Annotated in this window: 11 protein-coding genes; 3 read left to right on the forward strand and 8 right to left on the reverse strand. The window is 41.7% G+C overall.

From position 1 onward, the window contains the following. Positions 1-118 precede the first annotated feature (118 nt). From JW794_08885 to sppA, 3 genes are read left to right on the forward strand one after another with little or no spacing between them, the layout of a single operon-like run. Positions 119-2,602 carry a leucine--tRNA ligase gene (locus JW794_08885; GenBank protein ID MBN2018224.1) on the forward strand — a complete coding sequence of 828 codons (2,484 nt, stop codon included), beginning with the start codon at positions 119-121 and terminating at the stop codon, positions 2,600-2,602. A gap of 1 nt (position 2,603) precedes the next feature. Further along, complete coding sequence (gene rsmA, locus JW794_08890; protein ID MBN2018225.1) at positions 2,604-3,395, forward strand: ribosomal RNA small subunit methyltransferase A; 792 nt, start codon at positions 2,604-2,606, stop codon at positions 3,393-3,395. 1 nt (position 3,396) lies between these two features. Then, positions 3,397-5,136 carry a signal peptide peptidase SppA gene (sppA, locus tag JW794_08895; GenBank protein MBN2018226.1) on the forward strand — a complete coding sequence of 580 codons (1,740 nt, stop codon included), beginning with the start codon at positions 3,397-3,399 and terminating at the stop codon, positions 5,134-5,136. Between the two features lie 29 nt (positions 5,137-5,165). Here sppA and JW794_08900 read toward each other — a convergent pair whose 3' ends face one another. The 8 genes from JW794_08900 to JW794_08935 all read right to left on the reverse strand — a co-directional run bounded on the left by JW794_08900 (position 5,166) and on the right by JW794_08935 (position 15,789). Then, the gene (locus tag JW794_08900; GenBank protein ID MBN2018227.1) at positions 5,166-6,695 is read right to left on the reverse strand and encodes a T9SS type A sorting domain-containing protein; all 1,530 of its coding nucleotides are present in this window, start codon (positions 6,693-6,695) and stop codon (positions 5,166-5,168) included. An 8-nt stretch (positions 6,696-6,703) separates the two neighbouring features. Then, entirely contained in the window at positions 6,704-9,616 is a 2,913-nt protein-coding gene (locus JW794_08905; GenBank protein MBN2018228.1) for a T9SS type A sorting domain-containing protein, read from the reverse strand. A 338-nt stretch (positions 9,617-9,954) separates the two neighbouring features. Beyond that, the gene (locus JW794_08910; GenBank protein ID MBN2018229.1) at positions 9,955-10,374 is read right to left on the reverse strand and encodes a DUF296 domain-containing protein; all 420 of its coding nucleotides are present in this window, start codon (positions 10,372-10,374) and stop codon (positions 9,955-9,957) included. A 5-nt stretch (positions 10,375-10,379) separates the two neighbouring features. After that, positions 10,380-11,288, reverse strand: coding sequence for a D-2-hydroxyacid dehydrogenase (locus JW794_08915; GenBank protein MBN2018230.1), 909 nt, complete (start codon positions 11,286-11,288; stop codon positions 10,380-10,382). 16 nt (positions 11,289-11,304) lie between these two features. Next, positions 11,305-13,764: a carboxypeptidase regulatory-like domain-containing protein gene (locus JW794_08920; GenBank protein ID MBN2018231.1), complete on the reverse strand. Its 2,460-nt coding sequence runs from the start codon at positions 13,762-13,764 to the stop codon at positions 11,305-11,307. Positions 13,765-13,843: 79 nt separating this feature from the next. Then, positions 13,844-14,203 carry a four helix bundle protein gene (locus JW794_08925; GenBank protein ID MBN2018232.1) on the reverse strand — a complete coding sequence of 120 codons (360 nt, stop codon included), beginning with the start codon at positions 14,201-14,203 and terminating at the stop codon, positions 13,844-13,846. Positions 14,204-14,286: 83 nt separating this feature from the next. Further along, positions 14,287-14,577 (reverse strand): hypothetical protein, encoded by a 291-nt coding sequence (locus JW794_08930; protein ID MBN2018233.1) that lies wholly within the window; start codon positions 14,575-14,577, stop codon positions 14,287-14,289. A gap of 3 nt (positions 14,578-14,580) precedes the next feature. Beyond that, positions 14,581-15,789 carry a pyrophosphate--fructose-6-phosphate 1-phosphotransferase gene (locus JW794_08935; GenBank protein MBN2018234.1) on the reverse strand — a complete coding sequence of 403 codons (1,209 nt, stop codon included), beginning with the start codon at positions 15,787-15,789 and terminating at the stop codon, positions 14,581-14,583. Positions 15,790-15,807: the final 18 nt, after the last annotated feature.

The raw sequence follows: 15,807 nt of genomic DNA on the forward strand, positions 1-15,807 counted from the left end.
ATTTACTGTCAAATTTTTTAACTCAGTATCGTTGATAATATTCCACAAGAAAAAAAATTGACGAAAAAAACTGTATCAAGCTAACCAACCTACACATAAACTGTTTTTAGGAGTTACTATGGAATATCCATTTAGAGAGATTGAGAAACGCTGGCAGAAGATATGGGAAGAGAATCGTACATTTTATGTCGATATTGATGACCCAAGAGAGAAGTTTTATCTCTTGTCCATGTTCCCATATCCCTCGGGTGTCCTCCATATGGGGCATGTTTCGAACTACTCGATAGCAGATGCGATAGCACGTTACAATATTATGAATGGATATAAAGTTCTCCAACCTATGGGATACGATAGCTTCGGTATGCCAGCAGAAAACTATGCAATCGAGCATAACTCACATCCGGAGATCACAACGCATGAAAATATCGATAAAATGCGGAAGCAGTTCAAGATGTGCGGTTTTGGTTATGATTGGGATCGAGAGGTGATCACCTGCGACGCCGACTATTACAGATGGAACCAGTGGTTCTTTCTGAAAATGTTTGAGATGGGACTTATCTATAAGAAATCCTCCTATGTGAACTGGTGCCCGAGCTGTCAAACCGTTCTTGCAAATGAACAAGCTGAAGGTGGTATCTGCTGGAGGTGCGATTCAAAAGTAGAACAAAAAGAGATCGAACAATGGTTCATTAAGATCACTGATTATGCAGAAGAACTTCTGGATCATACAAAATTGAAAAACTGGCCCCAACGCGTCATTACCATGCAGAAGAACTGGATCGGAAAAAGTTACGGAACCCAGATCGTATTTAAAATGGCAAACGAAGACCATGAAATACCTGTCTTCACTACACGCCCCGATACTATATTTGGTTGTACATACATGGTCATTGCTGCAGAGCATCCATCAATAGAGATCTTCCTGGAAAACAATCCTCACGAAAAAGAAATTCGAGAGTTTATTAATAAAGTCATTAACGAAGACAAGATTGAACGAACGGCTGAAGATACTGAAAAGATTGGTATCTTTACCGGAAAATATGCTATCAATCCCGTCAATGGTGAAAAAATTCCTATCTGGATCGGGAACTATGTGGTTATGGATTATGGAACCGGAGCAGTCATGTGTGTGCCTGCACATGATCAGCGAGACTTTGAATTTGCACATAAATATGATCTACCGATTCGTATTGTGATACAGAATCCAGAAAAAACACTCACTTTGGAAACGATGACGGAAGCTTATATCGATGACGGAGTCCTGGTTGATTCGTATCCCTTCAATGATATGCAAAACCGTAAGGCAATAGAGAAGATAACTGAATGGATGGATGAGAAAGGATATGGATATAAGACGGTGAACTATCGTCTAAGAGACTGGGGTATTTCACGCCAGCGCTATTGGGGTACGCCGATCCCTGTTATTTACTGTAAGGAATGCGGAGCAGTTCCGGTTCCCGAAGACGACCTTCCTGTGAGGCTTCCCAAGGATGTGGCTGTTGGCAAAACGCGGAAAAATCCATTGCTCTCAGTACCTGAATTTCTCAATACGACCTGCCCGAAATGCGGTGGTCCTGCTACAAGAGAAACGGATACGATGGATACATTTTTTGATTCATCCTGGTATTATGCCCGTTTCTGTGATGCACATAATGACAATGTTCCTTTCGAGAAGAATAAGGCAAATTACTGGCTTCCGGTCGACCAATACATCGGCGGGATCGAGCATGCCTGCATGCACCTGCTCTATGCGCGCTTCTTCCATAAGTTCATGAGAGATATCGGGCTTGTGACTACCAACGAGCCGTTCACCAACCTTCTTACACAGGGCATGGTCACCAAAGACGGTGCTAAAATGTCGAAATCAAAAGGGAATGCCGTCGATCCGCAGGAATACATAGATCGATACGGTTCTGATACTTTACGCGTTTTCATGCTCTTTGCATCACCGCCGGAAAAGGATGTCGAATGGAACGACGAAGGTGTCAAAGGTGCTTTCCGTTTTCTGAATCGGGTTTGGATGCTCTTTAATGAGAAGCAGGATTTCATGAAAAGTATTCAGGGAACCTCTCATGAAGATTCTGAAATACCAACCGATGCTAAAGAATTGCGTTACAGCACACATCTTACAATAAAGAAAGTAACAGAAGATATTGTTGAAAGAATGCAGTTCAACACGGCGATTGCAGCGATCATGGAGCATCTGAACAACATCACAGCTTTCCAGTGTGATGAAAACAGTGACCCATCTATACAGGCGGTTTATTATGAATCAATAGCCGCATTGCCAAAACTGCTTCAACCCTTTGCTCCTCATCTTTCAGAAGAAATCTGGGCAATGCTCGGTAATGAAACAAGCATTCTTGCTTCGACCTGGATTTCATATAATGAAAAATACCTGGTTCAGGATCAGGCAACCTACGTTATTCAAATAAACGGGAAGCTGCGCAGTAAGATCGTTGTTGGAATGGACACACCAAAAGAGGAAGTTGAAAAAATTGCCCTGGCAGACGAAAAGGTGTTGAAATATACAGAAGGAAAAAAGATCATAAAAATAATCATCATTCCTAAGAAATTAGTGAATATCGTTGTTAAAGATTAATGTGATACGCAAAAAGAAATCACTGGGGCAACATTTTCTTGCTGATGAAAACATCGCACGAAAAATTGTCCGTGTTGCGGGTGTTCACAAAGATGATATTGTATGGGAAATCGGTCCGGGAAGCGGAATGCTGACGAGATTACTTCTTGAAAAGTGCAAAGACCTTATTGCTTTCGAGATCGATAATGAGTGGTTCGTTTATCTGCAATCTCAATATAAAGACACAAATCTCTCGCTGGTTAACAATGATATACTTCTTATAAACTTCAAGGACTATTATCATAATGAAAAAGTGAAGATCGTAGCTAATCTGCCATACCAGATCACATCCCCGGTTCTCTTCAAAATACTTGAAAACAGAAATCTTTTCAGTAGTATTACAGTGATGATCCAGAACGAAGTTGCGGATCGGCTTTGTGCACCATCGGGTAATAAAGAGTATGGAAAACTCAGCATAAAATTACAACTCTATTTCACGATCAAAAAGATGTTCGTTGTATCTGTGCACGTTTTTCGTCCACCTCCTAAAGTGAATTCAGCTATTGTTCAACTCATACCCAGGAAGGACGTTCCTTATATTATTGATCATGAAAATTTATGGGAACTTATCGATATGGTTTTTAATCAAAGGCGAAAGATGCTGCGTGCGAGTTTACGGTCCTATCTTCCTGAAATGACGTATCAAAAATTGTCTCAATCAAAATTCGATCTTACGCAGCGCCCGGAAGAATTATCCATTTCTGAATTCGTTGAACTATCAAATTATATACAAACAATAGAAAAAGGGGCATAATATGAAAACCTTTGGAAAAGTCGTACTATGGACATTTGCTGTCATCGGTGTGCTGATGATATTGCTGATCATCATTGTTGCATCATCGCTGCCATCAAAACCGAAAGTGAAAATCCATGATAATACCTATCTCGAACTTTCTCTTGGCGGGATTCATTACGATTATAATGAATATGAAAATGTGTTTTTCATTCAAGAAGCGATGTCGATTGGAGATATGTGCCGAAAGATTGATGCTGCAATAGAAGATCCGCGCATTGATGGAATCATCATAAAACCGGGTATGTATATGGGAGGATGGGCGTTGACCACCGAACTCCGTCAAAAACTCATCGAATTCAAGGAGAGCGGAAAGAACCTTTTTGCCTATATAGATTATACTTTCGATAAAGGATATTATCTTGCGTCTGTTGCAGAAAAGGTGTATCTCAATCCGAGCTCAACATGCGGTATTGTTCTGAGCGGTATCGGTATTGAGCTGAACTATTATGAAGGTCTGCTGGACAAGATCGGTGTCGGAATGACGGTTCTTCATGTTGGAAAATTCAAAGGCACCGGAGAGATGTTCGACCGCAAAACCATGTCACCAGAACTGGAAGAGGATCTTACAAATCTTGTGGACGAACTCTATCAGGTTTATATATCCGATCTCATGGAGAGCAGGGGATTAAGTTCAGAACAAATTACTGAAGTATTTGATAAACGCGAAGAATATTTTATTTCTGGTTCTCAGGCACTTGATATGGGGTTGGTGGACCATCTTGGGAATGACCAGGATTTCGATGCACTCATCGTCAAAGATCACCCGACCCTTAAACTCGATCTCTATGAACGACATAAACGAAAGTTTGCATATAATAAAATCGCAATTGTTTACGTTCAGGGAGGAATTACCTTTGCAGAAGCCGGAGTCATGGAGCGTAATTACCGCAGGATCACCATGGGAAAAACGATAAAACTTCTTGACCGAATCGAGAAAATGAATTCTGTGAAAGGGCTTGTTTTTCGTGTCGATAGCGGCGGAGGCAGCTCGTATGTATCCGATATTATTCTCGACAAGCTTATTGAGTTAAACGAGAAAATTCCTGTGGTGGTATCGATGGGAAATGTTGCTGCATCCGGAGGATATTGGATTTCAAGTCTGTCTGACTATATTTTTGCGCAACCAAACACGATCACCGGCTCGATCGGTGTTGTCGGCATGATCCCGAACTGGCAGCAGCTTCGAGAGTGGGCAGAAGTCAATACATTCCAGATAAAACGGGGTAGATATTCGCAGTTCTTATCACCTAACTTCGCACCATCACCCCAGGACATCAATGCACTTAAAAAGGACATGGACAGCATTTATCTCGAATTTAAAGATCTTGTTGCACGGGGCAGGCATCTTCCCCTAACGGATGTTGAAGAGATTGCGCAGGGCAAGGTGTGGATAGGCGAACAGGCAGTAAAAAATGGTCTTGTGGATGAACTTGGTGGTCTAGATGATGCGATTGTAAAAGCTGCAGAACTGGCAGAACTGGATGAGTATGCAACGCTTGTTTTTCCTGAAAAGAAAACGTTGATGGATATTATTCTTAACCGTGAACTCTCACTCTCTGCTGTAACACTGTTGAAATTATCCGATATGATGAGCAGCAATCCGTTTGCTGATGATGTCTCTCAAATATTGGATCTGATTACCACAGTTCAGGGCGAACCTGTTCAGCTAAGGATACCTTATTCTTTCAAAATACAATAAAAAAAGGGAGCTTTCTGCTCCCTTTCGTGTTATCGTAATAAAAGTATTTTTTGTGAATCTATAAATCGATTTTCGCTTGTCAGTGTGCAGAAATAGATACCGCTTTTTACTTCTTCTCCTGTTTCATCTTTTCCATCCCACGTTACTTCGATAGAGAGATGAGGGGAAGAGGTGAAGGGGAGTTTTCTGATGAGCTGTCCTTTAATATTATAGATCTTTATCTCTGTCTGCTGCGGCATATCGGGGAGAAGCCGGGTGGCTTTATTATACTTCAAGATCGTCGATTTAGAGAACGGATTGGGGTAAACTGATATGAAAGAGGATCGTTCTGGGATTTCATCGTTAGCGCTTGTAATATAAACGACATTTGATTGTACTTCGTATTGTCCGTCATCAAAGATTGCCTGAGCATGAGATGAGATCTGTGATGAATGAAGTGTCAGGGAAAAAAGGCTGCCGGTTTCGTATGAGTGATCGATTGGGATCAATTGATATTCTGAATCATAGTCTTCATCAACGACAAGTTTGCGTACGACTGGAAGATTATTATCAGGGTCAGTGTAGGTAACTGAAAATGTGATCGAATCATATTGTGAGTAAAAAGTTAGATCGGACAGTTGAGGAGGTGTGTTTGTACCGATCGTTCGTTCTTCATGCGTTGGATAAAAGAGCACTGCCGGCGTTGAATCATTGATCGTGAAAAGTGGGTTGATATTAATCGTCGCAGTGAGTGCATCCAGAGCAAGGCAGCCGAAGCTGTTGGGCCAGGGACCGAACTGCGGATCGGATGTGAGGTCGTCTATATTGCATGACATATAGAGCTTTCCATTATAAACCTGGGCTTGTATGTTTCCTATTTGTGCATATGAGGAATCCGTAATATCTCCTTTATAAAGCCCTGTTTGTATTAAAGATGGAATATTTGCATAAACTAACGCATAACCGACCGAATCTGTGGTCTCGGGATTTATGAGTCCAACTATGTAGGCATACCATGGTGGTAGTAAGGGGATTGTGCTATATTGAGGCCATTGTGTGTCATTATTATTCAGCGTGAAATAAAACTTATCATCCGAATAAGAGCCCCAGAATTCTGTAAGATCGAGAAATGAACTTCCAATCTGATCTCCGGTTGCTTCCTGGCATAGTTCGATCATATAATTGTCCGAAGGGGGAAATTGATCAAGGGTATTTTTCGGTGTCATGGAAAGATACACGTTCAGAAAATAACCGGCTATCGTTGCCTGGATGTTTGACTGCAGCCCGTAGCGAATTGAACCCGAACCGGGTAGTGTTGCTGTTTGCGCAAGTGTGTTCATATATCCCGGCAAATATAATGGTGCCATGTCTTCAAATGACCAACTTTGCTGGTCGTTCGTTGAGTAGAAAAGCAAGGTTGCACAGGAATCAATGGCAATAGAATCGATGTCCACATTGACCTCGATATCGCTGTTCGGTACCAGCGCTGAGGTGCAAAAATTGTCCCATAAATGAATTCCCTGGGCAACAAGAGAAAGCTGGAAGAATAGAAACAAAAACAGCACTAATAATTTCTTCATATAATACCTTACTTGAGCAATAGTAATTTGTTTATGAAAGTCTTGTCCTGTGTGTCAAGCTTATAGAAATACACTCCACTTTTTACTTCATAACCATTTTCATCTCTCCCATCCCAAACTACTTCGACAAAGCGACAAGGCGAAGAAGCGAAAATAGGTAATTCTCGAACTAATTGTCCTTTTATGTTGTAAATTGTAATCTCAGTGTTCTCTGTGATCTCTGAGGTGTTGCTAAACTTAATAATAGTCGAGGTAGAGAAGGGATTGGGTAAGCAGGTGAGGATTGGCAATGAGTGATCTGGTTCGTCATCATTTGCAACACATTCCCCGAAGTCGATCATCAGAGCAGTTAAAAATTCCTGCACCGTTGTAAGCTCCATAAAGTAAAGAGGAAACCCAAGAACAACTGCAGCTTTATCTTGTTTATCATCAACAATCCCAACTACTTTTCCGGTATTTGTGCCGGATTCTGAGCTATAGGTGTAAAGCGTATTTTCGGTCTCGGCATCTGGAAATTCTACAATATAGTTCCACTTATCATTCCATGCAGGAAGGATCGTTCCATTCACATCAATATAGGGATAGCCGTCCTCACCGACTGCTCCCAGAAAATCCAGATCATTAATAATGATTGTTTCTTCAAAACCGTAATAATGATGAAAAAATGATTCCGGGATATAATCAGCAGTTTTCCAACCGCAAATGAGCACATGTGCGCCGCTGACGAGCATAGCATTGAGATTCTGTATATTATCCTCGATGAATTTTTCATTCATATCCTCATCATGCCAAATCACAGTCGAGTAATTCGCCAGGAAGCTTAGATCAGGCTCTCCTTGATCTTCATAATCATATTGTGTGATCTGGAAATGGGTGAGGGCATCAGCATAGAAATTATCGACCGTACTGTCTGTCGGTGTAATAGGACCACCGGAACCGTTCTTTGTTTCATCTACGACGAGAATTCCCTGGTCCATAGGAAAGTTAATCGGTGTAGCTGACAGGATATTTGAATGCTCTGTCTCGCCGGAGAAATAACCAGAAACAACGCCATATGAAATTTTGTAATAATATGTCGTACCATTAATGACATCTGTATCAATGTACTCAAGCTGGTCACCGGGAACAGTTGCAATGATTATGAAATCTTCAGAAGCATCTTCGCTTCTATACAAATTGAACATGCCCTGCGAGACAACATCCGGGAATTCCTCCCACATGAGAGAAACCACAGAATTGCCTGCCAGGGCAGAGGTAAGTTCGGGGACAATATAGGTGCTTCCACGGTCCAGTATCCATGAATCGGGATCAAATTCGATATCCTGTATGCCGTCGCTAACAGTGTATTGTGCGGAGGTGAATTCGGGACCTGTCTCCACGAGAATGGTTTCTGTACCTGATGAGGTTTCTACACCAAAGGGAATGGTCATGTAGAACTGGCTCGAAGTTGGAGAGGTCGATCTGCTGATCATTACCAAATTGGGATCGCGAGAAGAACCGGTTCCTATCAAGTAAGAATACTCGAAACTCGGAATGCCGCTACCGTAGATCCACGCATCGAAATAGTCGTCGAAATCCTCACCGGAGATGTCTTCACAAACATTTTGAAAATCCTCAGTGATTACGCACCTGCTATGATATTGCTGGAAATAGGTCTGGATGATATCGAAGAAAGTACTGTCACCAACTGCAAGGCGGATCATATGGAGGAAAGAAGCAGGTTTTTCATACGTAGCAGGCGTGAAGTAATTGAGATAGGAAGGATCGTAAACCGTATGGGGCGTACTACCAGCCCAGCTGAGATAGTAGTTGTGATATGAGGTCTGCACATAATCGCACATCGCATCATAGCCATCTGTTCCTTCGATATAGAGGGCTTCGGAATAGGTTGCAAACCCCTCAGAGAGCCATACATCTTTCCATGTGAGTGGTGTCAGGCAGTCACCGAACCACATGTGTCCCAATTCATGCACAAAGATCATCTCGTAGGTTTCATTACCTGTAATCAGCCCATTGCCAATCGACGTCATGGTTTGATGCTCCATACCACCATAACCTCCAAAAACGTTACATTCTGCAGCACCGTATTTTTGCCAGGGGTAGTCTCCGAATCGATCTTCGTAAATGCCCATTGCAGTTGGAATGCACGCAAAGTCCGTCTGGGCAGCATTATAGTGTCCCGGATATACATAATTTATAATCGGCACCCCAGAATATGTCTGCTCAAAGGTGGCATAAGACCCAATACAGAGTGAGACAAGGTATGTCGCGATTTGTCCGGTGTTGTTCCACGTGAAAGTTTTTGTTCCATTGCCATTGTCAACTTCACTTTCCAGCAGACCGTTGGATGCGACGAGGTTATCGTCTGGAACAGTGATGATCATCTTCGTAGTTGCCTTATCCCATGGATGGTCATACCCGGGCCACCAGTAACGGGCACCGTTTGGATCAGAATAGGTATATATATATGATGACCAGTGAATACCGGTGCTGTACCCATCATTGCTGAGGATGGGGAATCCTTCGTAAAAAACGCGAGTAGTAAAGACGTCACCTGTTGAATATGACTGACCAAGACTGATCGTTATCATGCCATCATTATATGTATATGCTGCCGATGCTTCGTTTACATAAACATCAGTTACGGAAAGACTTTCCAGTTCGTATGACACTTCAGTGAGTCCATCTTCGGTTGCTTCGACCTGTGCGATGACATCTCCCTCTATATAGTGTGTCGAGGGGAAGAGCTGTATTGAAATATCATAGTGCAGCATATCGAAGCCGTGTAATGAATCAGCCCTGCCTGTGTACATTTGTGATGGCGTATTTGGCTTGTGGAAGAGTTCACGAGGAAGATAGCCTGCAGAGAGGAATGATGTTATGAAAATTATAAATAACACAATTATTACATTTTTTTTCATATGACCTCCGATTTGATAACCGAAAAATTTTATTTAACTATTTATTTAGAGTTCTATCTCGTCAACTTTAAGAACACCTTTTCCTATTTCGAGATATGTCATTGAAGAATATGGGTATGAGTCCGAATCGAGTATTCGGGAATCATTTCCATAATGATCAAGATTACTCAATAGTATTATACAACATTTTGGGTTAAGAAAGAATTGTTGTTTCTATATGTATTATTTGTTACGAAATGAATATTTTCAGGTTCACTAATACGAACGCACTTATGCTTTTTCACCTTTAGTCTTAAAAGAAGCAGCCCGATCAAATGACTGGGCTGATTGCAATAATCTTACTTAAAATTCAATCGAAGATTTCCCTCTTCGGTTTCTCGAACGAAACGTGCATCTGGGATGATCTGCAGGAAGATCTCAGCTGTATTCCAAACAGTCCCTCCAAGCAGATGACCGCCGTACAATTCATGAGATTTATCAGCAAGTGCTACATGGACATGCCATTCATGCTTACCAGCAGGATTAATGTACATATTGCCGCTGGTGGAAACAAGTTCTACAGGATGATCCAGCGTCTTGATCTGGTATGTTCCGTTGTGGAAATAACCGATCTTGGCATCCTTGAGCATGCCCACACCGCTTATGATGATCGCATTCTTAAGATCCTGCGATTCTGCGATCTCATGAAGTGTCACAAGAAAATCTTCGCCATGAAGCATTCTCAAACAATAGACTGCTCCGTATTTTTTTTCTATCATATTTACTAATCTTTAAAGAACTCAATAATTACTTCCGCAACCTCGAGTCCGACTCTTGCCTGAGCCTCTTTGGTTGATGCGCCTATATGAGGAGTCACAGATACATTTTTATGTAATACGAGTTCTTTATTGTTCGTGGGTTCTTCCTCAAATGAGTCGATTCCGGCATATGCTACTTTCCCGGAGTCGAGTGCTTCGAGGAGTGCTTTCTCGTCAACAACACCTCCACGCGCACAATTGACGATCATAACGCCGTCTTTCATTTTTGCAATGTTGTCTGCATTTATGATGTAGTGTGTACCATCTGTATGAGGAATATGGAGCGAGATGATATCTGAGCGTTTGACAAGTGTATCAAGATCAACGATCTCAACGTTCATATCTGTTTCTTTGACATATGGATCATAGGCAAGCACAGTCATGCCAAGTGCAAGCGCCATCCTTGCGAGAGATTTCCCGATATTACCAAATCCGATGATGCCAAGCACTTTACCCGATACCTCTTTACCCTTGTACTGCTTCTTGTTCCATTCACCATTTTGCATGGTAATATTTGCCTGTGGAATAAAGCGATAGAGTGCAAGCATATGAGCGAGTGCCAGTTCTGCAACAGACTGAGAAGATGCAGTTGGAGTGTTCGAGACTGTTATTCCTTTAGAACGTGCATATTCGTGATCGATATTGTCGATGCCGACGCCACCGCGCACGATAAGCTGGAGTTTGTCTGCTGCATCGATCGCAACCTTTCTCACTTTTGTTGCGCTTCGGATCACGATTGCATCATAACCCTTTATTATGCCTGCAAGTTCTTCCGGGGTTTTCTTTTCTGTTTTAATATCAAGGTCATGTCCTGCTCGTTCCAGGAGCTCGATGCACTCTGTTGAGACAGGATCGCTGATGAGTATTTTTGCCATTACGCCTCCGAATCTATTATTGTAAATAAATTAATTTTTTAATTTCTGATGAATGCTTTCCCGACTGTATTTGATAGAAGTATACACCACTGCTTACGGACTTTTGCGCCATGTCTTTTCCATCCCATGTGTATGATGATATCATTTCATCGATGGGTACTTCGGACACAAGCTGTCCTTTAAGATTAAAGATCAATAGCTTTGCATTCTCAGCGTTTTTGGGAATTGAGAAAGAGATCGTTGTCGAACCATGGAATGGATTAGGAAAATTCTGCTTGAGAGTAAAGGTATTACCCGGGGTAGGATCATCTGTTCCGACAAGCTCGATGATCGCAACATCATCGACGTACCAGCCATAATAGTCATGCTCTGAATAATCAGATGCAAAATGCCAGCGCAGGATGATTTCCTGATTTGCATAAGGTCCCAAGCTGAATTGAGCAAGTGTCCATTCCATTCTGGTTCCGCCATAACCCTGCTGACTTAATGCACTAATGTTGCCATCATAACCTCCCACTGGAGTCAACAGACCATAAGATGTTCCACCATTTGTTGAGATGCTGACATTCCCCCCATCCCACATTGTAGAACTACTTTCAAAATTATGCAGATGATAAAATTCGAGCATGGGGTTGTTTCCAAGCAATATCTCGGGTGAATAAAGATACCAGTGGGCATTATCGACATAGTAGCCACCAAGAACTGTTCCCCATACTTTTATACCGGAATATGCAGAGATGTCTCCTGCTGAAGGCTCACCCCACTGCCAGCCGTTGATATAACTGCTGGTAAAATCTCCGTCATTCTGCTCGAAATCCCAGAACAGATAGGGCTGGTAGAGTTCGAAATTGATAACATTATTATCTTCCGTAACCGTTATGTCCTCAGTGAGAGTGCTGTATCCATCTGCTGATACTTTAAATGTGTATGTTCCTTCCATGACATTATCAATGGCATATGTTCCATCAAATCCGGTAAAAACCGGAGCATGAACAGAATCGATGATCTCGACCTTTGCGCCGACGATAAGCTGGTGTGTGTCTCCATCGCGTACTGTGCCTGTAATATCTACGCTTTCAGCTTCCTGGAGTATCACATCAACACGTACAGCACCAGTATCGACAACAGTTATACCTGTTATTGTTTGTGGAATGAACGCATAAGCGCTAACTGTTATATCATAGGTGCCGGGCAGGATCATGCGATGATAATCACCCACATCAGGATCTGTATATACTTCTGAGTGGTCGAAATCATGATCAACGACTGTGATCTTTGCGTCGAGTGGATTGCCAAGTGAGTCTGTTACAAGACCACGAATGCCGTAGTATACGTTCTTTATATAATTTATAAGTGAACGGTTATTATATGTCCAATGTGCCGGAAGAAGATTTGATGAGAGAAGTTTTGCATCGGATAATTCTATTGTTACTTCCCTGCAATAATGGAACCAGTTCATATAGTCCTGCCTGTTACCATTGGTTGTATACCACTGATATCCATTTGTTACGCCATTATCCAGGAAGTTCATGTAGGAAGCTGGAGAGTAAAGGTGTACGGTGTCTGCATATGCGCGGGAAATATCGTAATACCAGTCATTATCTGCATGAAGAGTTGCCCAGGTATCCCAGGGATAGTTAACTACCTCTGCTCCACTATGGAAGTTGGCAGAGTGGATAAAGCTATGCGCATCAGCAAAGTCCATCATGACTATTGTTTCTGGCTGCCAGGCATTTCCATCAGGATGCGGTCCATCTTCAGGATCTGGGAAATTTCTATTGAGATCAACACCATTTGCATTTTCTCTATCAGCACCGCTTACTGTATTGTTTCCACCATCATATGTACCATCAGGATTTGCCAGCGGATTGATCCATATTTCGATCTCGTTGACCATTTTGGTTACTTCAAGATTGATGCCATAATTTGAAAGAAGATAATCGATCAACCTGAGCATCATAATATAAGTAACGATCTCATTCCCGTGCATCTGGGCAGTATAAAAGAATTCTGGCTCATCTTCCTCAATATCTGGATTGTCAGAGATCTTTACCGCAAGGATATCACGACCCTCAATTGAAGAACCGAGATTCTCCAATCTGCAAATGTTTGGATAATTACTTACAAATTGAGCCATCATATCACAATACACACTATATGTTGGATAGCGATCCCAATTAGCCATTTCTGCTATAGTTGTTGCCATGGTGAGATCTTTTGTAGATCCGGAGATAGGAAGAAATTCCACCTTATACCCGAGATTGCTCAGTTTGGCAAGTTGAGTAGGAGTTGCATAAGCATAAACTGTGAGATCGATAACATTATCAATCGAAACGATGCGTGTGATCTGCTCAAGTTCAGCCCGATTCGTTATCTCAAATTTAAAATACATGCTCTCAAACTCATCTGGACTTTCATATGCAAAGATGCTGCCTGTAATGAGTAAGAACATCATAATCATTAAAACTCTTTTCATTCTAAAACCTTTCATAAAATATAAATTTCTAAACTCTAATTACTAATGACAAATAAAATGTCAAAAACTAAATCCCTAATTATCCTTTTTCCTTAGATTTGATGATGATTGATGAGAATATCAGGTTTAATTCATTCGCTTCTTTCCATAGAATCTTAGCATCATCTTTGAGTATTGGAATTGCTTTTGAGATCATTCTTAACCAATGTTTTGATTCTTTGGATTCTTTTTTACAGATTCCAAGCTTATGTTCGAAATCTTTTTTAGATTCTGCACAATCAGCTTCAGAATAATTTGCACCAACGCTTGTTGCAGCTTTCACAACTTGTGTTATAAGAGGAAGCGTTATTGGATTTTGAGGAATCTTTTTTGCGAATTTAATAATATTTTCACCAAATTTTGCTGTTCTTTCCTCTAAATCGAATTTTTTATTTGTCATTTATGTTTCGAAATTTTACTAGAAATTTGAAATTTGTAATTTGAAATTTAAGATGCGATACTCTTTTCATGTTCATGCTAACATCATTTATTTTCATATACGAGAACCTTAGGATTCTGTCCCCGCCATTTCTCGTATTCGGATTTTATTTCGAGCTTGAAAAGATTCTCCTTATCCTCATTGGCAAAAGTAATGACATTCATAAAATACATCTTGCCATCCTTACCGCGGAAGGACTTCTGGGGAAGCTCAACGATTAGATCGTTGCCTTTTCTCAGGATTGTGATCTCATTGAGGAGGATGCCGTCAGCGATCTCGATCACTGCACGAGCTTGAACGATTCCTGTATTAATGTCTTTGAATTTTATGTTCATAATTTACCTGATCTGACCAATATCTATCAGCATATCTTCGAACCATTTTTGATGAATATCGAATGGTTTTCCCCGATTGATTCGCTGAAATCCGATACATCTGAGTTCGTTATTATGATCTTCATCCAGAGCCACAACGCCGCTCTGACCATTCAATCCGCAGCGTGCAGCTTCCACACAGGTGCGCTGAATGAGGTCAAGGTCCTCTTTGTTCGGAGGGGCGGAACGTGCAAAATAGCCGCTTTTCTGAACTAGAACCTTATCTGCCTTCAGCATGGTTTTGAAACGTTTTGCAAACCACTGCCCGGGATTCAGTTCATCAAGTCGCACATGCCCGAAAGCGTCTCGCGCTACCTGTTCGCCTTTGGCCTCCATCTCAGAAACAATGGTTTCCATTCCTGCACCTTCGCTGAGGAAAACATTAACAGAATCTTTGCTGTCCATAAGCTTGTTCAGACGTTCTTCCTCCTCGTCGATATCAATACCCATTTCTGGGATATAGATCGCATCGATATCCCAGCGTTCACGAGCAAGAAGGATGTCCGGCAGGAATCTTTTTTTCTTAAGACGTTTTCGATATTCACGAGCAGTAGCTGCAGTAAGCCATCCGCAGTGACGTCCCATGACTTCGTGTATAATAAGCTGGCGAGAACTGGTTGTATTCTCGTTCGCAACGTTCTCAAAGAAGATTGCTCCCTGTTCTGCAGCAGTTGCAGCCCCGAGGGTTTGATAGATCGGGATCACATCGTTATCCACTGTTTTAGGAAGTCCAACAACCGTCAGGTCGTAGCCATTCATTTTCAGGTAGGATGCCAGCTCTGATGCCATGATATTTGTATCGTCTCCACCAATTGTATGAAGGATCGAAACGTTGTCTTTAACGAGTTGTTCTGCGGCTACCTGGAGTGGATTCTGTCCTTCCTGAATGTAGCCCTTTTTCATACAGTCTGCCACATTTGTAAGCTTAACACGGCTGTTTCCAAGTACGCTGCCGCCGTATTTTTGAAGACATTTTGCTTTTTTCCTTACTTCATCGGAAATGATAATACTACTGTCTGTGAGCAGACCTTTATAACCGTTCAGATATCCGATGATCTCCATTTCCGGAACGAGTTTTGTATATTCAGTGATAAGGCATCCGGTTGATGCAGACAGGCAGGGTGCGATACCCCCGGATGTTAGGATTGCAATTCTGTCTTTTTTCTCGCCCATGCAGCTTCTCCGTTAAAC

Source organism: Candidatus Cloacimonadota bacterium, assembly GCA_016932035.1.
Lineage (GTDB): Bacteria > Cloacimonadota > Cloacimonadia > JGIOTU-2 > JGIOTU-2 > Celaenobacter.

Coding starts and splice junctions, on each gene's coding strand:
- JW794_08885 (MBN2018224.1), top strand. CDS start 119: ATGGAATATCCATTTAGAGAGATTGAGAAACGCTGGCAGAAGATATGG.
- sppA (MBN2018226.1), top strand. CDS start 3,397: ATGAAAACCTTTGGAAAAGTCGTACTATGGACATTTGCTGTCATCGGT.
- JW794_08900 (MBN2018227.1), bottom strand. CDS start 6,695: ATGAAGAAATTATTAGTGCTGTTTTTGTTTCTATTCTTCCAGCTTTCT.
- JW794_08905 (MBN2018228.1), bottom strand. CDS start 9,616: ATGAAAAAAAATGTAATAATTGTGTTATTTATAATTTTCATAACATCA.
- JW794_08910 (MBN2018229.1), bottom strand. CDS start 10,374: ATGATAGAAAAAAAATACGGAGCAGTCTATTGTTTGAGAATGCTTCAT.
- JW794_08915 (MBN2018230.1), bottom strand. CDS start 11,288: ATGGCAAAAATACTCATCAGCGATCCTGTCTCAACAGAGTGCATCGAG.
- JW794_08920 (MBN2018231.1), bottom strand. CDS start 13,764: ATGAAAAGAGTTTTAATGATTATGATGTTCTTACTCATTACAGGCAGC.
- JW794_08925 (MBN2018232.1), bottom strand. CDS start 14,203: ATGACAAATAAAAAATTCGATTTAGAGGAAAGAACAGCAAAATTTGGT.
- JW794_08930 (MBN2018233.1), bottom strand. CDS start 14,577: ATGAACATAAAATTCAAAGACATTAATACAGGAATCGTTCAAGCTCGT.
- JW794_08935 (MBN2018234.1), bottom strand. CDS start 15,789: ATGGGCGAGAAAAAAGACAGAATTGCAATCCTAACATCCGGGGGTATC.